This window comes from Gottfriedia sp. OAE603, from assembly GCF_040543965.1.
GTDB lineage: Bacteria > Bacillota > Bacilli > Bacillales > Bacillaceae_G > Gottfriedia > Gottfriedia solisilvae.
In genome coordinates this window covers 3,809,282-3,834,161 of sequence record NZ_JBEUNN010000001.1, presented here as the reverse complement: position 1 = coordinate 3,834,161, position 24,880 = coordinate 3,809,282, and the positions used below count along the sequence as shown (strand labels likewise).

The window sequence follows — 24,880 nt, the reverse complement described above, 5'->3', positions numbered from 1 at the left end:
CCAAACAAAATAAAAATAGCTAACATTCAATTAAGTGTAGATATAAATTTATGGGGGGCAATGTTTCATGGTAGAGCAAGAATTATTGTATGAAGGTAAAGCTAAGAGAATTTATTCTACAGACAATCCAGAAATTGTACGAGTAAAGTATAAAAATTCTGCGACAGCTTTTAATGGGGAAAAGAAAGCAGAAATAGCTGGTAAAGGCCGTTTAAATAATGAGATTACTAGCTTACTATTTTCAAAGTTAATGGATTCAGGTATAGATACACATTTCGTAGAAAAAACATCAGAGCTTGAACAACTCGTTAAACGAGTAACAATTGTTCCTTTAGAAGTTGTTGTACGAAATATTGTTGCTGGTAGTTTATCTAAACGAATGGGATTAGATGAAGGTGTGGTTTTAGCTAAACCAATCGTTGAATTCTACTATAAACGTGATGACTTAGGAGATCCGATTGTAAATGAAGATCACATCGCATCACTTGAACTAGCGACACCTGAAGAACTTCAAACAATTAAAGAAATTGCTCTTCGTGTAAACAATATATTAGTTGATCATTTTAATGAATGTAATGTTCGATTAGTCGATTTTAAATTAGAGTTTGGTAAGTTAAATGATGGCTCAATTTTATTAGCAGACGAAATTTCACCTGATACTTGCCGTTTATGGGATAAAGAGACGAACGCAAAGTTTGATAAGGATGTGTTCCGAAGAGATTTAGGGAACTTAACAGATGGATACGAAGAAATTTTAAAACGCTTAGGGGGATTATCATGTTCAAAGTAAGAGTATTCGTTACATTAAGAGAAAGTGTATTAGATCCACAAGGAAACGCAGTGAAAAACGCGCTTCATAGCATGAATTTCAATGAAGTAAATGATGTTCGTATCGGTAAGTATATGGAACTTTTAATTGATAAAAATGTAGCTGATTTAGATGCTTCAGTAAAAGAAATGTGTGAAAAATTATTAGCAAACATCGTAATTGAAGATTACCGTTATGAGGTAGAGGAGGTAGTCGCACAGTGAAGTTTGCAGTAATTGTGTTTCCAGGCTCAAATTGTGATGTAGATATGTATCATGCAATAAAAGATGAATTAGGCGAAGAAGTAGAATACGTATGGCATGATTCAACTAATTTAGATGAATTTGACGGTATTTTATTACCAGGTGGTTTCTCATATGGTGATTACTTACGCTCTGGCGCAATTGCAGGTTTTGCCAATGTGATGGAAGCTGTAAAAAAGGCTGCTGCTGAAGGTAAACCAGTATTTGGAGTATGTAATGGATTTCAAATATTAACAGAAGCAGGTCTTTTACCAGGAACGCTTCGACGTAATGAGAAATTAAAATTTATGTGTGGCCAAGTAGAATTAGTTGTTGAAAACAATGAAACAATGTTTACAACTGGTTATGAAAAAGGTCAAGTGATCACTGTACCAATTGCACATGGTGAAGGAAATTACTATTGCGACAGTGAAACATATGAATCTCTTAAAAATAATAATCAGATTATTTTCCGTTATCAAAATAATCCGAATGGTAGTTTAGATGATATTGCAGGTATTGTAAATGAAAAAGGAAATGTTTTAGGAATGATGCCACACCCTGAGCGTGCAGTAGATACTTTGTTAGGCAGCGCTGATGGACTTCAACTATTTCGTTCGATTGTAAGAAACTGGAGGGAAAACCATGTCGTTACTTCTTGAGCCAAACCCAATGCAAATTGAAGAAGAAAGAATTTATGCCACTATGGGCTTAACAGATGAAGAGTTCCAATTAATTAAATCAATTATTGGTCGTGGACCAAATTATACTGAACTTGGATTATTCTCTGTAATGTGGTCAGAACATTGTAGCTATAAAAATTCTAAACCTCTATTACGTAAATTCCCTATAAGTGGAGAGCACGTTTTACAAGGACCAGGTGAAGGTGCAGGTATTGTTGATATTGGTGATGAGCAAGCAGTTGTATTTAAAATTGAAAGTCATAATCACCCATCAGCAATTGAACCTTACCAAGGGGCTGCTACTGGAGTAGGTGGAATTATTCGTGATGTATTCTCAATGGGTGCACGACCTGTTGCTCTTCTGAACTCTTTACGTTTTGGTGAATTAGAAACACCTAGAGTAAAGTATTTATTCGAAGAAGTAGTGGCTGGAATCGCAGGTTATGGTAACTGTATTGGAATTCCAACTGTGGGCGGAGAAGTAAATTTTGATCCTTGTTATGAAGGAAATCCTTTAGTAAATGCAATGTGCGTTGGCTTAATTAATCATAAAGACATTAAAAAAGGTCAAGCTCATGGTGTAGGAAACACTGTTATGTACGTTGGTGCATCAACAGGTCGCGACGGTATCCATGGCGCAACATTTGCTTCAGAAGAATTATCAGATGCATCTGAAGAGAAACGTCCAGCGGTTCAAGTGGGTGATCCATTCATGGAAAAACTATTACTTGAAGCATGTTTAGAGGTTGTTCAAAATGATGCGCTTGTTGGCATCCAGGACATGGGTGCAGCAGGACTGACATCTTCATCTGCAGAAATGGCTTCAAAAGCTGGTATGGGTATCGAGATGAATCTTGACTTAGTTCCTCAGCGTGAAGCGGGTATGACAGCTTACGAAATGATGTTATCTGAATCTCAAGAGCGTATGTTACTTGTTGTAGAAAAAGGAAGAGAAAATGAAATTGTAGAGTTATTCGAAAAATATGATTTACATGCTGTATCTGTTGGACGTGTAACAGATGACAAAATGCTTCGATTACTTCATAACGGAGAAGTTGTTGCAGAATTACCAGTTGACGCTTTAGCAGAAGAAGCACCGGTATATCATAAACCATCTACAGAGCCTGCTTATTATGCTGAGTTCCAAGCGATGGAAAACTATGTTCCTGAGTTGAAAGATTCAAAAGAAACATTAAAACAATTACTAGCTCAACCTACAATCGCAAGTAAAGAGTGGGTTTACGGACAGTATGACTATATGGTAAGAACAAACACTGTAGTGGCACCTGGTTCTGATGCAGCTGTAATTCGAATTCGTGATACGAAAAAAGCTCTTGCAATGACGACAGATTGTAATGCACGTTATCTATATTTAGATCCAGAAGTTGGTGGCAAAATTGCTGTTGCAGAAGCAGCACGTAATGTTATTTGTTCAGGTGCTCGTCCTCTAGCAATAACTGACTGTTTAAACTTTGGAAATCCAGAAAAGCCTGAAATTTTCTGGCAGTTAGAAAAAGCAACTGACGGCATGAGCGATGCTTGTAATGTATTAAGTACACCTGTTATCGGTGGAAATGTATCACTTTACAATGAAACGAATGGCGAAGCAGTTTATCCAACACCTGTAGTAGGGATGGTTGGATTAATTGAGGACATTGATCATATTACAACACAGCATTTTAAAACTGCTGGTGATTTAATTTATGTAATCGGTGAAACGAATGAAGAGTTTGGTGGCAGTGAGCTACAAAAGCTTTTAAATGCTGGAAAGATCTTCGGTAAAGCACCAAGTATTGATTTAACAGTTGAGTCAAAACGACAAGAACAAATTCTTGCAGCGATTCAAGCAGGTGTTGTTGCATCAGCTCATGATATCTCTGAAGGTGGACTTGGTGTTGCAATTGCTGAAAGTACATTTGGTCCAACAAGTGTAGGGGCAAATATTTCAATTGAAGGTAATGAAGTAGCTGCATTATTTAGTGAAACACAATCTCGTTTCTTACTTTCTGTTAAGCCAGAGCATAAGGCGCAATTTGAAGCGATGGTTGAAGCGAAATTAATTGGTACAGTTACAGAAGAAACTTCAGTTACGATCCGCAATCAACAAAATGAAACAGTTCTTCATGCTTCTGTTGAGGAATTAAAACAGTCTTGGAAAGAGGCGATCCCATGCTTGCTGAAATAAAAGGGTTAAATGAAGAATGTGGAATATTTGGAATTTGGGGGCATACTGATGCTGCCCAAATCTCCTACTATGGTCTTCACAGTCTGCAGCATAGAGGCCAAGAAGGTGCAGGTATTGTAGTCTCTGACGGAAGTAAACTTGAAGGTGCAAAAGGAGAAGGATTAGTTGCTGAAGTTTTCAGTAAAGGTCAATTAAATGATTTGCACGGAAAAGCTGCGATTGGTCATGTTCGTTACCCAACTGCAGGCGGCAGAGGCTATGAAAATGTTCAGCCACTTTTATTTCATTCTCATACAGGAAGTATTGCGCTTGCTCATAATGGAAATCTAGTAAATGCTTCAAGATTACGTAAAGATTTAGAAATGCAAGGTAGTATTTTTCAAACGACTTCAGATACAGAAGTACTTGCACATTTAATTAAGCGAAATGGTTCGGCTCCAATAAAGGATCGTATTAAAGCATCTTTAAGTATGATTAAAGGAGCATTCGCTTATTTAGTATTAACAGAAGAAGCGATGTATGTTGCACTTGATCCTAATGGGTTTAGACCTTTAGCTTTAGCAAAACTTGGTGATGCATATGTAGTGGCTTCAGAAACATGTGCCTTTGATGTAGTCGGTGCGAAATATATTCGTGATATTAAACCAGGTGAATTACTAATCATTACTGATGATGGAATCGAATCTGATCAATTTACTTCAACTGTTGAACATTCGATTTGTAGTATGGAATATATTTATTTCTCTCGTCCAGACAGCAATATTGATAATATCAATGTTCATGCTGCTCGAAAAAACATGGGTCGAGTTTTAGCAAATGAAGCTCCAATTGAAGCAGATGTTGTCATCGGTGTTCCGGATTCAAGTATTTCAGCGGCAATTGGTTATGCTGAAGAATCAGGCATACCATATGAAATTGGTTTAATTAAAAACCGTTATGTAGGTCGCACATTTATACAACCTTCACAAGAGCTTCGTGAACAAGGTGTAAAAATGAAGCTATCTCCAGTGCGCTCGATTGTTGAAGGAAAACGTGTGGTAATGGTTGATGATTCAATCGTTCGTGGTACAACAAGCCGTCGAATCGTACAAATGTTACGTGATGCAGGCGCGAGTGAAGTTCATGTTCGAATTGGTGCGCCACCAATTAAGAACCCTTGTTATTATGGAATTGATACATCTACTAGAGAAGAATTAATTGCTGCCACTAAATCAATAGAAGAAATGTGCCAAGAAATTGGGGCAGATACTTTAGAATTTATTAGTTTAGAAGGCTTATTAGGTGCAATTGGACGAAACCATGCAGGCCCAACAAGAGGTCAATGTACAGCTTGCTTTACTGGATGCTATCCTACAGTGATTTATGATGAAAATGAGCTAGTACATTCTCACAATTAATAGAAATACCGTTAAGACAAATTAGAGGCGGCGAGCAAAAGTCGTCGCCTTTCTTGAATATATTTATGAGGAACGAGAGGGGAAATCATCACATGGCGAATGCATATAAACAAGCTGGTGTAGATATTGAAGCTGGTTATGAAGCAGTCAACAGAATGAAAAAACACGTTCAAAAAACAATGCGTCAAGAAGTACTTGGTGGATTAGGTGGATTTGGAGGAATGTTCGATTTATCCAAGTTCAATCATAAGGAGCCGGTACTTGTATCAGGAACTGACGGAGTTGGAACAAAATTAAAATTAGCATTCCAAATGGACCGTCACGATACGATAGGCATTGATGCAGTCGCGATGTGTGTGAATGATATAGTTGTTCAAGGTGCAGAGCCATTATTTTTCCTTGATTATTTAGCTGTAGGAAAAGCAGTGCCTGAGAGAATTGAACATATTGTAAAAGGTGTTTCAGAAGGTTGTATTCAAGCAGGTTGTTCTTTAATTGGAGGAGAAACTGCAGAAATGCCAGGTATGTATCCAGAAGATGAATATGATATAGCAGGATTTGCTGTTGGGATTGCAGATAAATCTAAGTTGGTTACAGGGCAAAATATTCAAGCAGGTGACATTCTTCTAGGTATTTCTTCAAATGGTATTCATAGTAATGGTTATTCGCTAGTTCGTAAAGTGCTATTAGAAAAAGGTGGATACACTCTTGATCAACACATTGATCAACTTGGACATACATTAGGTGAAGAATTACTTCGTCCTACAAAAATTTATGTAAAACCAATCTTAAATGTGCTGAAAAACTTTGAGATTAATGGAATGGCTCATATTACTGGTGGAGGATTTATTGAAAATATTCCTAGAATGCTTCCAGAAGGTATCGGTGCAGAAATTGACTATGGTTCATGGCCAATCCAACCAATTTTTGATCTTTTAGAAGAAACTGGTGAACTAAAGCGCGAAGAAATGTTTAATATTTTTAATATGGGAATTGGAATGGTACTGGCAATTAAAGAGGAAAACTTACATGACATTATTAATCTATTAGAAGAATCTGATGAAAAAGTTTTCATCATTGGTAGAACGAATGCAGGTGAAGGTGTCACTTTTGGTGGGGGTTCACTGTAATGAAAAACATTGCCGTATTTGCTTCAGGAAATGGCAGCAACTTTCAAGCAATTCTTGATGCGACTAGGAGCGGAGAATTAGAAGCAACAATTCAATTGCTAGTATGTGATCGTCAGAATGCTTATTGTATACAAAGAGCAGAAGAAGCAAATATTCCTTCGTTTGTCTTTACTGCCAAACAATATGAATCAAAAGAACATTACGAGGCAGAAGTGATTTCTCATTTAAAAGAGCTAAATGTCGAATTTATCATTTTAGCAGGTTATATGAGATTGATTGGTCCGACAATTTTAGACGCATTTCCCGGGAAAATTGTTAATATTCATCCTTCATTTCTTCCTTTATTTCCTGGAAAAGACGCAATCGGTCAAGCTTTGCTTGCTAATGTCGAATCGACTGGTGTTACGGTACATTATGTTGATGAAGGTATGGATACTGGTCCAATTATTGCACAAGAAAAGATCTTGATTGATAAAGGTGAAACAAAAGAATCGTTAGAAAAAAAGGTGCACGATATCGAGCATGTTTTATATGTGGATACATTAAAGAAGTTATTTAATCAATAGAATGCTATTTAAAAAGATGAAATGAATTCTTACATTTGGGGGCTTATAACATGAAAAAACGTGCTTTAGTTAGCGTATCAGATAAACAAGGTATCATTGAGTTTGTAAGTGGATTAATAAAACAAGATTTCGAGGTTATTTCTACAGGTGGTACTTATCAATTATTAAAAGAAGCAGGCTTAGATGTGATCGGTATTTCCGAGGTTACGAATTTCCCGGAAATCATGGATGGTCGAGTAAAAACATTACATCCATCAATACATGGTGGACTTTTAGGCGTACGTTCGAATGAAGAGCATATGCGCCAAATGAATGAACTTGGTATTCAACCAATTGATTTAGTATGTGTAAACTTATATCCATTTAAAGAAACAATTATGAAACCTGATGTTACATTTGAAGATGCAATTGAAAATATCGATATCGGTGGCCCAACAATGCTACGCTCAGCAGCGAAAAATCATGAATTTGTATCTGTAGTAGTAGACCCAACTGATTATGATGTGATTTTAACAGAATTAGCTAATCAAAGAGTTGTTTCACTTGAAACGAATCGTCGATTAGCTGCAAAAGTATTCCGTCATACAGCGGCATATGATTCATTAATCTCGAACTATTTAACTGAGCAAGTTGGGGAAGAAAATCCCGAGAGCTATACAGTGACATATGAATTAAAGCAATCTTTACGATATGGTGAGAATCCTCATCAAAATGCAACGTTTTATCGTGCACCAATGCCAACAACTTCATCAATAGCTTATGCAACTCAATTACATGGTAAAGAACTTTCTTACAATAATATTAATGATGCGAATGAAGCATTAAATATTGTGCGTGAATTTTCAAACCCAGCGGTTGTAGCTGTAAAACATATGAATCCATGCGGTGTTGGAGAAGGAACAACAATTGAAGTAGCTTACGATCGTGCATATGCAGCAGATCCAGTATCAATTTTTGGTGGAATTATTGCGGCTAATCATGAAATCGATGGTGCAACAGCTAAAAAATTACATGAGTTATTTTTAGAGATTATTATCGCTCCTTCTTTTAGTGAAGAAGCATTAGAAATTCTTACAAGTAAAAAGAATTTACGCTTATTAACAGTTGATTTCGAAAAGAAACCAACATTTGCACCTAAATTAACTACTGTACATGGTGGTCTACTTCGTCAAGATATGGATACTTTTGGTTTTGAAGATGCAACAATTACAGTACCTACAAAGCGTCAACCTACTGATGAAGAGTGGGAGAATTTAAAGCTAGGCTGGAAAGTTGTAAAGCATGTAAAATCGAATGCGATCGTATTAGCAAAAGACCATATGACTGTTGGTGTGGGTGCTGGTCAAATGAATCGTGTTGGAGCTGCAAATATTGCAATTGACCAAGCTGGTGAAAACGCAAAAGGTTCTGCTTTAGCTTCTGATGCATTTTTCCCAATGAGTGATACTGTTGAGGCAGCTGCTAAAGCAGGTATTACAGCGATCATACAACCAGGTGGATCAATTCGCGATGAAGATTCAATCAAAAAAGCTGATGAATACGGCATTACAATGGTCTTTACAGGGGTACGTCACTTTAAACATTAATAGATGAGGAGATGACAAGATGAAAGTATTAGTCATTGGTCGCGGTGGCCGAGAGCATACAATAGCTTGGAAGGTAAATCAATCAGAGAACGTAACAGATGTATTTGTTGCTCCAGGAAACGATGGAATGATTGATATAGCAAAGCTTGTCAATATTGATGAGGGTGATCATGAAGCCTTAATCGCTTTTGCTAAAGAAGAGAAAATCGATTTAACAATTGTCGGTCCTGAAGTTCCTTTAATGAATGGAATCGTAAATGAGTTTCGTAAAGAGAATTTACAGATTTTTGGACCAACAAAAGAAGCAGCGATTATTGAAGGTAGTAAAAGTTTTACGAAGGATTTAATGAAAAAATATAATATACCAACTGCTGCTTATGAAACGTTTACGAACTTTGAGGATGCAAAATCATATGTTGAAAAGATTGGTGCTCCAATTGTTATTAAAGCAGATGGATTGGCAGCTGGTAAGGGCGTAGTCGTTGCTATGACAATTGAAGAGGCAGTAGTTAGTCTTCATGATATGCTTTTAGATGATAAATACGGTGATGCAAGTGCATCTGTAGTAATTGAAGAATATCTAGAAGGTGAAGAATTCTCGCTAATGTCATTTGTTCATGGAACAAAAGTATATCCAATGGTTATCGCTCAAGATCATAAGCGTGCTTACGATGGAGATAAAGGACCGAATACCGGCGGAATGGGTGCATATTCACCAGTACCGCAAATCCCTCAATCAATCGTAGAGCAATCTTTACAAGAAATTGTCCTTCCTGTTGCTGAAGCGATGATTCAAGAGGAACGTGAATTTACAGGTATTTTATATGCAGGTCTAATGTTAACAACTGCTGGTCCAAAGGTAATTGAATTTAATGCAAGATTTGGTGACCCAGAAACAGAAGTTGTATTACCTCGTTTAGAAAGTGATCTAGCAGAAGTCATGCTAGCTATCTTAAATAATGAAGAAATTGAACTGAAATGGTCAGAGGAAGCAGTTGTTGGTGTAGTACTCGCTGCGAATGGATATCCGGAAGTACCTGAAAAAGGTGCCGTCATTAACGGACTTCAAGCAGTTAGTGATCAAACGATGATCTTTCATGCTGGTACAAAGCTTGAAAACAATGAATATGTTACAAACGGTGGAAGAGTATTAATTGTTGCCCATAGCGGAGCTTCCATTAATGAAGCATGTGACAAGGTATATGATCAAATTAATAACATCCAATCAACTGGCTTATTCTATCGTCATGATATAGCTCATAAAGCGGTAAAAGTAAATAACTAAATAATGTACGTTTGCAATACAAAAAGGGTCGTCATTTGACGCCCCTTTTTGCATGAGATAGAACTAATGTTCTTGTTTCGTCTATACATTCATAATTAGTTTTGATAAACTATTTTTATGAAGGTTGGATATATTCTTCGATAGAATCTTCCTCATTATGTTTTTCCATCATTATCATACATTTTTTACAAAATGCAGTCATAGGGCAAAAACGTAAAATTCCTTCTGCAACTTTCATTGCGCCAATTATGATTAAAATGAGTACAGAATTACTACATCTTCTTTTTGAAAGTTTTGCTGTGCCATAAGCTAAAATAGTCAATCCGGCTGTAATTCGCAGTAATGAATTCATTAAACTAATATTTGGTCTCAACCTAACAATCCCCTTATAATAAGAATCAGTGACTAAATTCTATTTGAAAATCACTTATTACCATTTTTCCCTTTAATTGTTCCATTATCAGAGGAAACAATTTTCAACACTTCCTAATTTAGGGTAAGAAGGGTTACTTTTCCTTTTTAATAAGATACAATACATTTATGTTTTCTTAACCTATCTAAAACACGAAAAATAAGACAAGAATAGATAAATAAAATAAATGAAGAAATGAATGGAAATAAATCGAGGAGGAACAAAATGTACGATTATACACAATGGAATCACATATTTAAATTAGACCCTAACAAGGACATTACAGATGAAGAATTAGAACTAATTTGCGAATCGGGAACGGATGCAATACTAGTAGGTGGGACTGATGGGGTTACTTTAGATGATACATTATCACTTTTAGTAAGAATTCGTCGCTACGCAGTTCCTTGTATACTTGAAGTTTCGAATTTGGAAGCAGTGACCCCGGGATATGATTTTTACTTTATCCCAACTGTTTTAAATAGTACAGATCCGAAGTGGATTGTTGGCATGCACCAGCAAGCGATGAAGGAATTTGGTCACTTAATACATGCAGAAGAATTAGTAATGGAAGGATACTGTATATTAAATAAGAATTGTAAAGCAGCTGAGCTAACAAAGTCTGATACGGATCTTTCTATAGAAGATATCGTTGCCTATGCAGAAGTGGCAGAAACCTTACTTAAATTACCTATTTTTTATTTAGAATACAGCGGAACATTTGGACCTATCGAAGTAGTCGAAGAGGTATCAAAGGTTGTAAGTCAAACAAAGTTATTTTATGGTGGAGGCATATCGACTCAAAAACAAGCGGAAGAAGTAAGTCAATATGCAGATACAATTGTAGTTGGAAACATTATTTATGAAAATTTACAAGAGGCTTTACTTACGGTGAAAGCTGTAAAAAAAGGAGCGACAAAATAAATGAAAACAGCAGAAGAATTATTACATGGACTAAACCCAATGCAAAAAGAAGCAGTAAAAACGGTGAATGGTCCTCTTTTAATTATGGCAGGTGCCGGTTCGGGTAAAACGAGAGTGCTTACTCATCGTATTGCATATTTGCTTGGAGAAAAAACTGTCGCTCCATGGAATATATTAGCTATAACGTTTACAAATAAAGCAGCTAGAGAGATGCAAGAGCGTATTTATAAACTAGTTGGTAAGGATGCAGAAGATATTTGGGTATCAACTTTCCACTCAATGTGTGTACGTATTCTTCGAAGAGATATTGATCGAATTGGGATTAATAGAAGTTTTTCTATTTTAGATACAACAGATCAATTAACTGTTATCAAAAACATCTTAAAAGAGAAAAACCTAGACGCAAAGAAATTTGATCCTCGTGCTATTTTGGGGTCAATCAGTAGCGCGAAAAATGAATTACAAACTGCGGCTGATTATTCTAGAGATGCATTTACGCCATTTGAAAAAGTAATTGGTGAAATTTACGCAGCTTATCAAGACCGCTTACGTAAAAATCATTCATTAGATTTTGATGATTTAATTATGATGACAATTACATTATTTGAGCGTGTACCTGAGGTTCTACACTATTATCAAAGGAAATTTCAATATATTCATGTAGATGAGTATCAAGATACGAACCATGCTCAGTATAAGATTGTAAAAATGCTTGCAGAGCAATATAAAAATATATGTGTTGTTGGTGATTCTGATCAGTCAATTTATCGTTGGCGTGGGGCAGATATCTCAAATATTCTTTCATTTGAGAAGGATTATGATAATGCCCAAGTGATCCTGTTAGAGCAAAATTATCGTTCTACTCAAACGATTCTAGATGCTGCAAATGCAGTCATTACAAACAATTCAAATCGTAAACCTAAAAAATTATGGACTGAAAATGGACAAGGAAATCCAATCCATTATTTTAGAGCTGCTTCAGAACAGGATGAAGGCCATTTTATTGCTGGGAAACTAGCTGAATGGAAAAACCAACGCGTACATCAACTAAGCGATGTAGCCATTTTATACCGTACAAATGCGCAATCTCGTGCAATGGAGGAAGTTTTAGTCAAATCAAACATTCCTTATCGTATGGTTGGCGGAGTAAAGTTCTATGATCGTAAAGAGATTAAAGACGTTTTGGCTTATTTACGTTTTATCGCAAACCCAAATGATGAAATTAGTTTTTCGAGAATTATTAATGTACCAAAACGTGGTGTAGGTGCAGCATCTGTAGATAAGGTAATTAATTATAGTATTGCAAATGATCTTTCACTATCTGATACATTGGAGCAAATTGATTTTGTTGGTTTAAGTGCGAAAATCACAAATGCCATTGGTGAGTTCCATAAAATGACGAAAAATTGGCAGCAAATGCAGGAGTATTTATCAGTTACAGAGCTTGTTGAAGAGGTACTTGAAAAAACTGGCTATATTCAAATGTTAAAAGATGAAAATACAATTGAATCTGCTTCTCGAATTGAGAATATTGAAGAGTTCTTAACCGTAACAAATGCATTTGAAGAGAGCAGTGAAGACAAAAGTCTAGTTTCATTTTTAACTGATTTAGCCTTAGTGTCTGATATTGATCAAGCTGATAAAGAAGAAGAAGCGACAGATGAAGTTATTTTAATGACCCTACATTCAGCGAAAGGGTTAGAATTCCCAGTAGTCTTTTTAATTGGTTTGGAAGAAGGTATTTTCCCTCATAGTCGTTCTCTAATGGATGAAGAAGAGATGGAAGAGGAACGAAGACTTGCTTATGTAGGAATTACGCGCGCTGAAAAGCAACTATATATAACGAATGCTCAAACACGTACACTTTATGGGCGTACAAGTGTGAACCAAGAATCGCGATTTATTAATGAAATTCCAGACGAATTATTAGATCGTGCGAACAAAAAGGTTGCAACAGAACGACGCTCGATCTCAAAACCTGTTATGAAAACAAAAGGAGGGGAATCATTAGGATGGCGTGTAGGCGATAAGGCTTCTCATGGTAAATGGGGTACTGGTACAGTAGTTAGTGTAAAGGGTGAAGGCGAAGCAATGGAACTGGATATTGCATTTCCAAGTCCAACAGGTATAAAACGTTTATTAGCAAAATTTGCTCCAATTACGAAAGCATAGAAGGAGTGGTAACTCGTGGATCAAGGCATTATTGATAAAATTGAGAAGTTAAGAAGTGAATTAAGTCAATACAACTATGAATATCACGTATTAGATAATCCGTCTGTACCAGATACAGAATATGACATGCTACTACATGAACTAATTCGCTTAGAGGAGCAATATCCAGAACTTGTTACTGCCGATTCTCCAACTCAACGGATTGGTGGACAGGCAATCGATTTGTTTGAGAAAGTAGTTCATACTTATCCAATGTTAAGTTTAGGAAATGCTTTTAATGAAGGTGACTTAAAAGATTTTGATCAACGTGTAAAACAGGACGTTGATCAAATTTCCTATGTTTGTGAATTGAAAATAGATGGATTAGCGGTTTCACTTCATTATGAAAATGGTATGTTCATTAAAGGAGCAACTCGCGGAGACGGAAGTGTGGGTGAGGATATTACTCACAATTTAAAAACAATCAAAGCTATTCCTTTAAAGCTTACTGAGCCAGTAACGATGGAAGTTCGTGGAGAAGCGTTCATGCCAAAAGCAAGCTTTGAAAAAGTAAATGAACAGCGTGAGAAAAATGGTGAAGAATTGTTTGCAAATCCACGTAATGCTGCTGCGGGATCTTTAAGACAATTAGATCCTAAAATAGTGGCGAAGCGAGATTTATCTTTCTTTGTTTACGGTATTCCAAATGCTGAAGAATTTTCAATTCAAAAGCATAGTGAAGCTTTAGACTATTTACAAAAACTTGGTTTCAAAACAAATACATTTCGAAAAACATGCAATTCAATAGATGAAGTAATTGAATACATTGAAAACTGGAAAGAGAAGCGTCCAACATTACCGTATGAAATCGACGGTATTGTTATCAAGGTTGATGAATATTCTACACAAAAGAAGCTTGGGACAACTGCTAAAGTACCAAGATGGGCGATTGCATTTAAATTTCCAGCTGAAGAAGTGATTACAAAACTAGTTGATATTGAATTGAGTGTAGGAAGAACTGGTGTGGTAACACCAACAGCTATTCTTGAGCCGGTTCGAGTGGCGGGGACAGTTGTAAAGCGTGCTTCATTGCACAACGAAGATTTAATTAAAGAGAAAGATATACGTATTGGAGATGCAGTTGTTATTCGCAAAGCTGGAGATATAATTCCTGAAGTCGTTAATGTGTTATTAGATCGTCGCACAGGCGAAGAACAGCCTTTCTCTATGCCAACTCATTGCCCTTCATGTGAGCATGAACTAGTCAGAATTGCAGGTGAAGTAGCGCTTCGTTGTGTAAACCCATTTTGTCCTTCACAAATAAGAGAAGGGTTAATTCATTTTGCATCCCGTGACGCAATGAATATTGATGGATTAGGTGAAAGAGTTGTTGCGCAATTATTTGAAGCGAAACTGATTACTACTTTTACGGATCTTTATAAATTAACAAAAGAACAATTATTATCATTAGAGCGTTTTGGTGAAAAGTCAGCGGATAAATTAATTTCGGCAATTCAGATTTCAAAAGAAAATTCATTAGAAAAATTATTATTTGGTTTAGGAATTCGACATGTTGGTGCAAAAGCAGCGAAAACATTAGCACAGCATTTCCACTCAATTGATCATTTAATGGCAGCGTCTGTAGAGGAAATCAGAACGATTAATGAGATTGGTGATAAGATGGCTCAATCGATTAATGAGTATTTTTCTAAAGATGAAGTGAAAGAGTTAATAGAAACATTTAAAACGCTTGGGGTAAATACTGAATATAAAGGGATTTTAATTGAAAATATAGATACAAATTCTCTTTTTGCTGGTAAAACAGTCGTATTAACTGGTAAGCTAGAACAGATGACTAGAAGTGAAGCTAAAAAGCAGTTAGAAGCACTTGGCGCTAAAGTAGCTGGTAGTGTTAGTAAGAGTACTGATTTAGTAATTGCAGGTGAAGCAGCAGGTTCAAAGCTTGATGCTGCACGTAAGCTAAATATTGAAGTTTGGGATGAAGAGCGAATGATTAAGGAGCTTCAACCACAGTAATACTCTTTTAGCATGCAACTAGAGGACAAACTTCTTATTATCAATTAATAAAAAGTCGTTCACTTAATAAATAAGAGGTGTGAGTAAATGAAAACACGAATAGGGCTACTCCTATGTTGTTTTTCTCTCATCTTATCTGGATGTTCGTTATCATTAAAGAATGAAGATAAGGTTGTACAAGAGAGCAGCAATAATAAAAAAGGGGAAGACGCAATTATACCCCGATATTCAATTTCAAATGATTATTATAAAACGATCCTTCCGTTTAAGCCTAGTAAAACTAGAGGTGCAGTTGTATCGAATGTTGAGAACCGCCTTGATATAAATGAGTTTGAAATGGGATTAATGCGAATTGTACAAGATCAGTATTCTACAGATGATTATTTATATCAAGAAGGCCAATTACTTGAGAAAAAAACGGTTGAATCATGGTTAAAAAGAAAATATACTTCTGGCCAATTAAAAGAGGCAGAAAAGTCAGCTAGAAAAATTAATGTTAATGCTACTGTCGTTAACGATGGACTGAACCCAATTGAAAGTAATGCTAAATCTGAAGATGCGAAAGCTAAAGCAGCTCCTATCTATTTAAATCATATTTTAGAACAAGATTACTTGAAAAAAAGCGGTAAAGAAGTCAAAATCGAAGGCGTAGCAATTGGACTTGCAATGAATTCGTATTATTACTACCAGGAAGAGCATGGTTATCCTAGAGAGATGGAAATTAAAAAGGATGTCATGTTAAAACAAGGACGTGCAATGGCACAAGAAATCTTAACTAGATTACGTAAAATGGATGAGTTTAAAGATATTCCAATTACATTTGCTATATTCCGCCAACAAAGTCAATCTTCAGTAGTACCTGGATCATTTGTTGCAAAGGCATCAGTTTCTGGAAATGAAAGTACGATTAGTGGTTGGGATAATATAAATGAAAAATATTATTTATTCCCATCATCTGCGGCAACTGCAGATCACCGAGATGACGCAATGAAAATGGTGAATTTTAAATCCGATATAGAAAATTATTTTCCTAATTATACTGGTGTTGTAGGCACAGGATTTTATAAAGATAATGAATTAATACAACTAAAAATTGATATACCTATGCAATTCTATAGTAAGGCAGAAGTTATTGCTTTTACCCAATATGTAGCTGGGTTAATGATGGATCATTTCCCTTCATATCTAAAGGTTGAGACGAATGTGTTCTCGGCAAATGGGCAAGAAGCTTTAATCGTAAAAGAGGTAGACGCGAAAGAACCAAGTGTGCATATTTATAATTAAAAGGAAGATTTCGACTCTTCCTTTTTTTTGTTTTTGGCGCTAAATCTGTAAGCGTTTCCCATTTGAAGTATATATAGGAATAATGTATTATGTTATTGTGAGCTTTTTTAGAAGTTAATTTTGGCATTTAATTTTGAAAAATAGTTCAATTTTATATTTTTCGAATTGTATGCTATTTAAATTAAAGGGGGATTTATTCAATGGTTATACCTTACAAACATGAGCCATTTACAAACTTTGGCTTAGAGGAAAATCAAGAACAATACAATCAAGGATTAGCAAAAGTTTCATCTTATTTAGGTGAAAAATATCCACTTATAATTGGTGGAGAGCGTATCTTTACAGAAGAACAAATCGTTTCTGTAAATCCTTCAAATCATAAAGAAGTAATTGGTTCTGTATCAAAAGCTAGCCGTGAATTAGCTGAAAAAGCAATGCAAATTGCTGATACAACTTTTAATACATGGAAAAAAGTAAAACCTGAAGTTCGTGCTGATATTTTATTCCGTGCGGCAGCAATCATTCGTCGTCGTAAACACGAATTCTCAGCTTTATTAACAAAAGAAGCTGGTAAACCTTGGAATGAAGCAGATGCTGATACAGCTGAAGCTATTGATTTCTTAGAATTCTATGCTCGTCAAATGCTTCAATTAAAAGATGGTATTCCAGTAGAAAGCCGTCCAGGTGAATATAACCGTTTCAACTACATTCCATTAGGAGTAGGTGTTGTTATTTCTCCATGGAACTTCCCATTCGCTATCATGGCTGGAACAACAGTAGCTGCAGTAGTAACTGGTAACACAGTTCTATTAAAACCTGCAAGTACGACTCCAGTTGTAGCTTACAAGTTCCTTGAAGTATTAGAAGAAGCTGGATTACCTGCTGGAGTTGTAAACTTCGTACCAGGTAGCGGAGCTGAAGTAGGAGATTACTTAGTTGATCACCCACGTACTCGTTTCATCAGCTTCACAGGTTCTAAAGAAGTAGGTATTCGTATTTACGAACGTGCTGCTAAAGTTAACCCAGGTCAAATCTGGTTAAAACGTGTTATCGCTGAAATGGGTGGTAAAGACACAATGGTAGTTGATAAAGAAGCTGATTTAGAATTAGCTGCTAAATCAATCGTTGCATCTGCATTTGGTTTCTCAGGTCAAAAATGTTCTGCATGTTCTCGTGCTGTTATTCACCAAGATGTGTATGATCAAGTACTTGCTCGTGCAATCGAATTAACAAACGAATTAACAGTTGGTAACCCAGAAGACCGTACAACTTACATGGGTCCTGTTAATGACCAAGCTGCATTCAACAAAGTAATGAGCTATGTTCAAATCGGACGTGAAGAAGGACGAGTAGTAACTGGTGGAGAAGGAGACGATTCTACTGGTTGGTTCATTAAACCAACAATCGTTGCTGACGTTAAAGAAGATGCTCGTTTAATGAAAGAAGAAATCTTTGGACCAGTTGTTGCATTCTGTAAAGCTAGAGACTTTGATCATGCTTTAGAAATTGCAAACAACACTGAGTATGGTTTAACAGGTGCTGTTATTTCAAACAACCGTGCAAACATCGAAAAAGCTCGTGAAGATTTCCATGCTGGTAACCTATACTTCAACCGTGGATGTACTGGTGCAATCGTTGGATACCAACCATTCGGTGGATTCAACATGTCAGGAACAGATTCAAAAGCTGGTGGCCCTGACTACTTAGTACTTCACATGCAAGGTAAAACAACTTCAGAAATGCTTTAATCCTGAATATACCAAAGGCATGATCTTCTTGGATTCAATCCAAGAAGGTCATGCCTTTTTTTTGTTTGGCATTTATCTAAAAGAATTTTTGGGATTTGAAACGATAAAGACAGGGGTTGATATCTACGGAAGGTGCCAGACTCATGTTGGAGATGCAGCAAGCTAAAGATCCTGCAGGTCAATCAAGATAAGCAAGGTAAAATCACGACATCCTGATGTATAGCGTTCATGACTCTCATCGCGTGAAGCTAGGGGGCTTAAGATAAGCCTCAAGGAAATGAATCGCCTTGGATGTGTATTCAACTAACGCATTCTTATCTAGCTATAGCTCTTATCCCTTAACTCAAACGTATGATATAATTTTATTTAGACTAAAATGAACAGAGAGAAGGGGAAGTATGCAAATTTTACAGAAAATCATTCAACTAGCTGACTCGATTCCTTTAGGAACTCGAGATGATTGGGATTCATATTTTTTAGGACAAGCATTTATCACTTCTCTTCGTTCAACTTGTGGTAGTAGAAGGGTAGGAGCGGTTATTGTATGTGATAATCGAATCATTGCCTCTGGCTATAATGGCTATCCAAAAGGAGCTAAGCATTGTATTGATGGGGGCTGTCCACGTTTTGTTGCTCGTGAAAAGGGCATTCTTGAAAGTGGAAAATATTCAGATGATTATCCATGTGATGCTTTTCACGCTGAGGAAAATGCAATTTATCAGCTTGTACAATCGGGTATTCAAAAAACGAAAAGTGATGAATGGACGATATACTGTACTACAGCTCCATGTAGAGCTTGTGCCAAAATGATTAATGGAGCAGGAGTTACTAGAGTTGTATATAATGAAGGTTATCCTGATGAGTATTCAATAGAATATTTTAAAGAATATGGAATTGAATTAACTAGAATAGAAGTAGCTAATTAGAATTATTTTAACTATTTTAAACAAACGTTTGATTAATAGAAATGTAATGTAAATGTTTTCATTAAGTTTCCAAATATATTTTTACTTGGATTTAAGTGGAATGTTGCCCGAGACATGGGAAATTTGGTATTATCAGTATATTGTATGTTGTGCGAAATTTATGGAGGTGCAAAAATAATGTCAAAAATTACAATGGAACAAGTAAAGCACGTTGCTCATTTAGCACGTTTAGCGGTAACTGAAGAAGAAGCTGAGAAATTTTCAAAGCAACTTGGCGCAATTTTAGATTTTGCTGAGCAATTAGGTGAACTTGATACGTCAAATGTAAAACCTACTACACATGTATTAACAATGCGTAATGTGATGCGTAAGGATGAGCCTGCAAAAGGTTTAGCAATCGAAGAAGTGCTTAAAAATGCACCAGATCACCAAGATGGACAAGTTAAAGTACCGTCAATATTAGATTAAGGGGGGAATCGTAAAATGTCTTTATTTGAATATACAGTTTCGGAATTACATAAGAAGTTAAAGTCAAAAGAGATTAAAGTAGAAGAGTTAGTAAATGAATCATACGAAAGAATTTCTGCTGTTGATCAAGATGTTAAATCATTTTTAACATTAAACGAAGAGCAAGCACGTTTACAAGCAAAAGCTCTTGATGAAAAAGCATGGGACGAGTCTCGTGGTATTCTTTCTGGTATGCCAATTGGTGTAAAAGATAATATTGTAACAAAAGGTCTTCGTACAACTTGTGCGAGTAAGATTCTAGAAAACTTTAATCCAATCTATGATGCTACTGTTGTGACGAAATTAGCCCAAGCTGAAGCAATCACAATTGGTAAATTAAATATGGATGAATTTGCAATGGGTTCATCTAATGAAAACTCTGCATTTGGTGGAACTCGTAACCCTTGGAACATCGAGTATGTACCAGGCGGTAGTAGCGGTGGTTCTGCTGCTTCTGTTGCTGCAGGTGAAGTTTTATTCTCATTAGGTTCTGATACAGGTGGTTCAATTCGTCAGCCAGCTTCTTTCTGTGGTGTTGTTGGATTAAAACCTACATATGGTCGCGTATCTCGTTCTGGTTTAGTAGCATTTGCTTCGTCATTAGACCAAATTGGTCCAATTACTAGAAACGTAGAGGATAATGCACTATTATTACAAGCAATCTCTGGGTTAGATGCAAGTGATTCAACTTCTGCAAATGTTGAAGTTCCATCATTCTTAAGCTCACTTACTGGAGATGTAAAAGGTCTTCGTATTGCTGTTCCAAAGGAATACTTAGGTGAAGGTGTAGGAGAGGAAGCTCGTGCATCTGTTATGGCAGCATTAAACTTATTAGAAAGTTTAGGAGCTACGTGGGAAGAGGTTTCTTTACCTCATTCTAAATATGCTTTAGCAACATATTACTTATTATCTTCTTCTGAAGCATCTGCTAACCTAGCACGTTTTGATGGAATTCGCTATGGTCACCGTGCTGATGATGTAGAGAATTTAATCGACCTTTACAAGAAAACTAGAGCAGAAGGCTTTGGTGATGAAGTAAAACGTCGTATTATGCTTGGAACTTATGCATTAAGCTCTGGCTACTATGATGCATACTATAAAAAAGCTCAACAAGTTCGTACTTTAATCAAAGATGATTTTGAGAAAGTATTTGAAAATTATGATGTAATTATTGGTCCTACAACACCAACACCTGCTTTTAAAGTTGGCGAAAAAGTAAGCGATCCTATGACTATGTACGCAAATGATATTTTAACAATTCCAATTAACTTAGCTGGTGTTCCTGCAATTTCGATTCCTTGTGGTTTCCATGAAGGTCTACCTTTAGGTTTACAAATTATTGGTAAGCATTTCGATGAGTCTACGATTTACAGAGTCGCACATGCATACGAGCAAGCAACTGATTTTACAAAGCAAAGACCACAACTGTAAGGAGGCGCGGGAATGAATTTTGAAACGATAATTGGTTTAGAAGTACACGTAGAATTAAAAACAAAATCAAAAATCTTCTCACCAAGCCCTAATGCGTTTGGTGCAGATCCAAATACAAATACAGGTGTAATTGACCTAGGTTATCCTGGCGTACTACCTGTGTTAAATGAAGAGGCTGTAAACTATGGCATGAAAGCTGCAATGGCTTTAAATTGCGAAATAGCGACAGAAACAAAATTTGACCGTAAAAACTATTTCTATCCAGATAATCCAAAAGCTTACCAAATTTCTCAATTTGATAAACCAATCGGTGAGAATGGATGGATTGAAATTGAAGTTGGTGGCAAGAAGAAACGTATTGGAATTACTCGTGTTCATTTAGAAGAAGATGCGGGTAAATTAAACCATACTGACGAAGGTTATTCTTTAGTAGACTTTAACCGTCAAGGCACGCCATTAATTGAAATCGTATCTGAACCAGATATCCGTACTCCTGAAGAAGCTTATGCTTATTTAGAGAAATTGAAAGCAATTATTCAATTTACAGGTGTTTCTGACGTGAAAATGGAAGAAGGTTCACTTCGTTGTGATGCAAATATTTCGTTACGTCCTTTCGGTCAAGAAGAGTTTGGTACAAAGGCTGAGTTAAAGAACTTAAACTCATTTGCTTTCGTACAAAAAGGACTTGAGCATGAGCAAATCCGTCAAGAAAAGGTTCTTCTATCAGGAGGAATTATCCAACAAGAAACACGTCGTTATGATGAATCAACAAAAACGACAATCTTAATGCGTGTAAAAGAAGGTTCAGACGATTATCGTTATTTCCCTGAGCCAGATCTTGTTGAACTATACATTGATGATGAATGGAAAGAAAGAGTGCGAAATAGCATTCCTGAACTTCCAGATGCTCGTCAAAAACGTTATGTTGAGCAATTAGGATTACCAGCATATGATGCAATGGTTTTAACTTTAACAAAAGAAATGTCTGATTTCTTCGATGCAACTGTTACGAACGGGGCAGATGCAAAATTAGCTTCTAACTGGTTAATGGGTGAAGTATCAGCATACCTAAATAAATCACAAAAAGAATTACGTGATGTTGCATTAACACCTGAAAATCTGTCTAGCTTAGTGAAATTAATTTCTGATGGAACAATTTCATCAAAAATAGCGAAAAAAGTATTCACTGAGTTAATTGAAAAAGGTGGCGACCCTAACGAAATCGTAAAATCACAAGGCTTAGTTCAGCTTTCTGATGAGGGCGCACTTCGTACAATCGTAATCGATACATTGGATGCAAATCCTCAATCTATTGAAGACTTTAAAAATGGTAAAGACCGTGCGATTGGCTTCCTTGTTGGTCAAATGATGAAAGCGACTAAAGGACAAGCAAATCCGCCACTATTAAATAAAATTCTGATGGAAGAAATTCAAAAACGTTAATTTGAAGCCTTTCAAAAACAAAAACTACGAGTGAAAACTCGTAGTTTTTATTTTGAATTTAGATCATTTTGATCTAAAAAGGGTTTATTAATATAGAAATAAAAGGCTCCCATTAAAATACTGCCACCAATAATATTACCTATTGTTACTGGTATGAGGTTATGGATTACACCATTAAATGAAATTGTCTCTGGATGATCAATGACTAGAGCAATCGCAAACGTACACATATTTGCAATACTATGCTCATAACCGGAAATGAAGAAACAAAATACAAGAAGTAGCATTGTCATTATTTTTGAAATGTCTTCTTTTAAGGTCATAGGAATAAAAAATGCTAAACAAACTAACCAATTACACAAGATACCTCTAAAAAATAGTTGGCTAGTTGGAACGTGCATCTTTTTTTCTACAACACTAAGCAAATAACTGTTAACGCTAGCATCATTATATAGCCCGGTTAGATAAATTAATAATGCAAAGCAAGTAGCTCCTATAATATTACCTAAATAGGACAGCAACCATAATAAAAACACTTCAGACCACTTCATCTTTTTTCTAATTGCAGAATACGTAAAATAAAAAGTATTGCCAGTAAAAAGGTCTCCACCACCATAGGCTATTAAAAGAATTGCAACACCAAATGTAAATGCAGCCATGGGATATGCGAATGGGGAATGAACAACATAAAAAAAGTTACCTGATTTAAAAGCTACTATAACACCAAATCCAATAAACATGCTTGCCATACTAGCTCTCATCAGATATCTGATCACACTATTCCTAAATACAGCTAATTTTTTGGCTGCTAAATATTCAACCTGTTCTAATGAGCGATTTTCCAATAATCCATACCGTTCCTTTTATATTATTTGGTTTTACAATATTAAAAATTACACATGTTAGTATTAAGTTGTTCAAAATCATATAAAATATATCAATGAAAACGATTAACTTTATTCGATGCTTCCAAAACAGTTATATTTTCCTTCTTGGTCAAAGGAAAAAACAAAAAATACTTTGAAAAAATCTAAAATCTTTTAGTGTTTGAATAGAGTTTAGAAAGGTAAAAATAGTTAGAGAAATGGAAAAAGTTTACTACAAAAACGTTTTAGGTTACGATAGAGGGTAGAGGACTTAAATAAAAAAGTAGGATGGTTAATGATGAAGCGAGCAAGAATTATCTACAACCCTACTTCTGGTCGTGAAATTTTTAAGAAAAAGCTTCCTGAAGTGTTACAAAAATTCGAACAGGCTGGATATGAAACTTCTTGCCACGCAACAACAGGTGCAGGGGATGCGACAATTGCAGCACGAGAAGCATGTGAGCGAAAATTTGATCTAGTAGTAGCCTGTGGTGGGGATGGAACACTAAATGAAGTCATTAGTGGTTTGGCAGAACAAGAGTATCGACCAAAGCTAGGACTAATCCCAGTTGGGACAACAAATGATTTTGCTAGAGCAATCGGTGTAAATGTTTCAATTATGGAAGCAGCAGATGTAATAACGAAAGGTAATACAGTTCCGTTAGACATAGGAAGAGTTAATGATAAATATTTTGTTAACATTCTAGCTGCAGGTAAAATAACAGAACTAACTTATGAAGTACCTAGTAAGCTAAAGACGGTTCTTGGGCAACTAGCTTATTATTTAAAAGGTATTGAAATGCTTCCAAGAGTAAAGCCTACTCGTTTGAGAATTGAGTATGATGGAAAAGTATTTGATGAAGAAGCCTTCTTATTTTTATTATCAAACACAAACTCTGTAGGTGGTTTTGAAAAAATTGCTCCAGAAGCAAGTATTAATGATGGTCAATTTGACTTACTTGTATTAAAGAAATCGAATATAGCTGAAATCATTCGAGTTTGTGCACAGTTATTACGTGGACAGCATGTACACAACGATCATGTGCTATACACTAGAGCTAGTCACTTGAAATTTACTTCAGATGATAAATTACTTCTAAATATTGATGGTGAATATGGTGGAGATACACCATGTACGGTCGATATGTTGTATAATCACTTAGAGATTTACGTACCATAACAAGCAATAAATAGTAAATATTAGTAAAAATAACCACGGTAGTCTCGTGGTTATTTGTTTTGTATAATAGTTATTTGAATAAGTAATTG

General features: G+C 35.9%; 21 protein-coding genes. 19 read left to right on the top strand and 2 right to left on the bottom strand.

What is annotated here, in order from left to right; all coding sequences use genetic code 11:
- Positions 1-67 precede the first annotated feature (67 nt).
- From purC to purD, 9 genes are all read left to right on the top strand, one after another.
- Complete coding sequence (gene purC / locus ABID96_RS19255) at positions 68-790, top strand: phosphoribosylaminoimidazolesuccinocarboxamide synthase (protein ID WP_192603710.1); 723 nt, start codon at positions 68-70, stop codon at positions 788-790.
- A complete protein-coding gene (gene purS, locus ABID96_RS19250; RefSeq protein ID WP_088001776.1) occupies positions 778-1,032 on the top strand; it encodes a phosphoribosylformylglycinamidine synthase subunit PurS in 255 nt (84 codons plus the stop codon). Before purC ends, purS begins: the two co-directional genes overlap by 13 nt.
- The gene (purQ, locus tag ABID96_RS19245; RefSeq protein ID WP_192603711.1) at positions 1,029-1,712 is read left to right on the top strand and encodes a phosphoribosylformylglycinamidine synthase subunit PurQ; all 684 of its coding nucleotides are present in this window, start codon (positions 1,029-1,031) and stop codon (positions 1,710-1,712) included. Before purS ends, purQ begins: the two co-directional genes overlap by 4 nt.
- Positions 1,696-3,918: a phosphoribosylformylglycinamidine synthase subunit PurL gene (gene purL / locus ABID96_RS19240; protein WP_192603712.1), complete on the top strand. Its 2,223-nt coding sequence runs from the start codon at positions 1,696-1,698 to the stop codon at positions 3,916-3,918. Before purQ ends, purL begins: the two co-directional genes overlap by 17 nt.
- Positions 3,903-5,315 (top strand): amidophosphoribosyltransferase, encoded by a 1,413-nt coding sequence (gene purF / locus ABID96_RS19235; RefSeq protein WP_192603713.1) that lies wholly within the window; start codon positions 3,903-3,905, stop codon positions 5,313-5,315. Before purL ends, purF begins: the two co-directional genes overlap by 16 nt.
- Positions 5,316-5,407: 92 nt before the next feature.
- Complete coding sequence (purM, locus tag ABID96_RS19230) at positions 5,408-6,445, top strand: phosphoribosylformylglycinamidine cyclo-ligase (RefSeq protein WP_192603714.1); 1,038 nt, start codon at positions 5,408-5,410, stop codon at positions 6,443-6,445.
- On the top strand, positions 6,445-7,011 hold the full coding sequence (purN, locus tag ABID96_RS19225) for a phosphoribosylglycinamide formyltransferase (RefSeq protein WP_192603715.1): 567 nt from the start codon (positions 6,445-6,447) through the stop codon (positions 7,009-7,011). Before purM ends, purN begins: the two co-directional genes overlap by 1 nt.
- Before the next feature lie 50 nt (positions 7,012-7,061).
- Positions 7,062-8,597: a bifunctional phosphoribosylaminoimidazolecarboxamide formyltransferase/IMP cyclohydrolase gene (purH, locus tag ABID96_RS19220; protein ID WP_192603716.1), complete on the top strand. Its 1,536-nt coding sequence runs from the start codon at positions 7,062-7,064 to the stop codon at positions 8,595-8,597.
- A 19-nt stretch (positions 8,598-8,616) separates the two neighbouring features.
- Positions 8,617-9,882, top strand: a complete 1,266-nt coding sequence (gene purD / locus ABID96_RS19215; RefSeq protein ID WP_192603717.1) for a phosphoribosylamine--glycine ligase — start codon at positions 8,617-8,619, stop codon at positions 9,880-9,882.
- A 115-nt stretch (positions 9,883-9,997) separates the two neighbouring features.
- Here purD and ABID96_RS19210 read toward each other — a convergent pair whose 3' ends face one another.
- On the bottom strand, positions 9,998-10,255 hold the full coding sequence (locus tag ABID96_RS19210; protein WP_377897005.1) for a YgaP family membrane protein: 258 nt from the start codon (positions 10,253-10,255) through the stop codon (positions 9,998-10,000).
- A gap of 264 nt (positions 10,256-10,519) precedes the next feature.
- Here ABID96_RS19210 and pcrB point away from each other — a divergent pair, with 264 nt between their 5' ends.
- The 9 genes from pcrB to gatB all read left to right on the top strand — a co-directional run bounded on the left by pcrB (position 10,520) and on the right by gatB (position 22,745).
- Positions 10,520-11,218: a heptaprenylglyceryl phosphate synthase gene (gene pcrB / locus ABID96_RS19205; RefSeq protein ID WP_088001793.1), complete on the top strand. Its 699-nt coding sequence runs from the start codon at positions 10,520-10,522 to the stop codon at positions 11,216-11,218.
- Positions 11,219-13,390: a DNA helicase PcrA gene (gene pcrA, locus ABID96_RS19200; RefSeq protein WP_192603718.1), complete on the top strand. Its 2,172-nt coding sequence runs from the start codon at positions 11,219-11,221 to the stop codon at positions 13,388-13,390.
- Positions 13,391-13,405: 15 nt separating this feature from the next.
- Complete coding sequence (gene ligA, locus ABID96_RS19195) at positions 13,406-15,406, top strand: NAD-dependent DNA ligase LigA (RefSeq protein WP_192603719.1); 2,001 nt, start codon at positions 13,406-13,408, stop codon at positions 15,404-15,406.
- A gap of 87 nt (positions 15,407-15,493) precedes the next feature.
- A complete protein-coding gene (locus ABID96_RS19190; RefSeq protein WP_192603720.1) occupies positions 15,494-16,690 on the top strand; it encodes a CamS family sex pheromone protein in 1,197 nt (398 codons plus the stop codon).
- Between the two features lie 200 nt (positions 16,691-16,890).
- Positions 16,891-18,438, top strand: a complete 1,548-nt coding sequence (pruA, locus tag ABID96_RS19185; RefSeq protein WP_192603721.1) for an L-glutamate gamma-semialdehyde dehydrogenase — start codon at positions 16,891-16,893, stop codon at positions 18,436-18,438.
- Between the two features lie 398 nt (positions 18,439-18,836).
- Positions 18,837-19,364, top strand: a complete 528-nt coding sequence (locus tag ABID96_RS19180; RefSeq protein WP_192603722.1) for a deoxycytidylate deaminase — start codon at positions 18,837-18,839, stop codon at positions 19,362-19,364.
- 177 nt (positions 19,365-19,541) lie between these two features.
- Positions 19,542-19,832, top strand: a complete 291-nt coding sequence (gene gatC, locus ABID96_RS19175) for an Asp-tRNA(Asn)/Glu-tRNA(Gln) amidotransferase subunit GatC (RefSeq protein WP_088001805.1) — start codon at positions 19,542-19,544, stop codon at positions 19,830-19,832.
- A gap of 15 nt (positions 19,833-19,847) precedes the next feature.
- Positions 19,848-21,302 carry an Asp-tRNA(Asn)/Glu-tRNA(Gln) amidotransferase subunit GatA gene (gene gatA, locus ABID96_RS19170; RefSeq protein WP_192603723.1) on the top strand — a complete coding sequence of 485 codons (1,455 nt, stop codon included), beginning with the start codon at positions 19,848-19,850 and terminating at the stop codon, positions 21,300-21,302.
- 12 nt (positions 21,303-21,314) lie between these two features.
- On the top strand, positions 21,315-22,745 hold the full coding sequence (gene gatB, locus ABID96_RS19165; protein WP_192603724.1) for an Asp-tRNA(Asn)/Glu-tRNA(Gln) amidotransferase subunit GatB: 1,431 nt from the start codon (positions 21,315-21,317) through the stop codon (positions 22,743-22,745).
- Between the two features lie 47 nt (positions 22,746-22,792).
- Here gatB and ABID96_RS19160 read toward each other — a convergent pair whose 3' ends face one another.
- A complete protein-coding gene (locus ABID96_RS19160; protein ID WP_192603725.1) occupies positions 22,793-23,590 on the bottom strand; it encodes a formate/nitrite transporter family protein in 798 nt (265 codons plus the stop codon).
- 316 nt (positions 23,591-23,906) lie between these two features.
- Here ABID96_RS19160 and ABID96_RS19155 point away from each other — a divergent pair, with 316 nt between their 5' ends.
- A complete protein-coding gene (locus tag ABID96_RS19155) occupies positions 23,907-24,791 on the top strand; it encodes a diacylglycerol kinase (protein ID WP_192603726.1) in 885 nt (294 codons plus the stop codon).
- Positions 24,792-24,880: the final 89 nt, after the last annotated feature.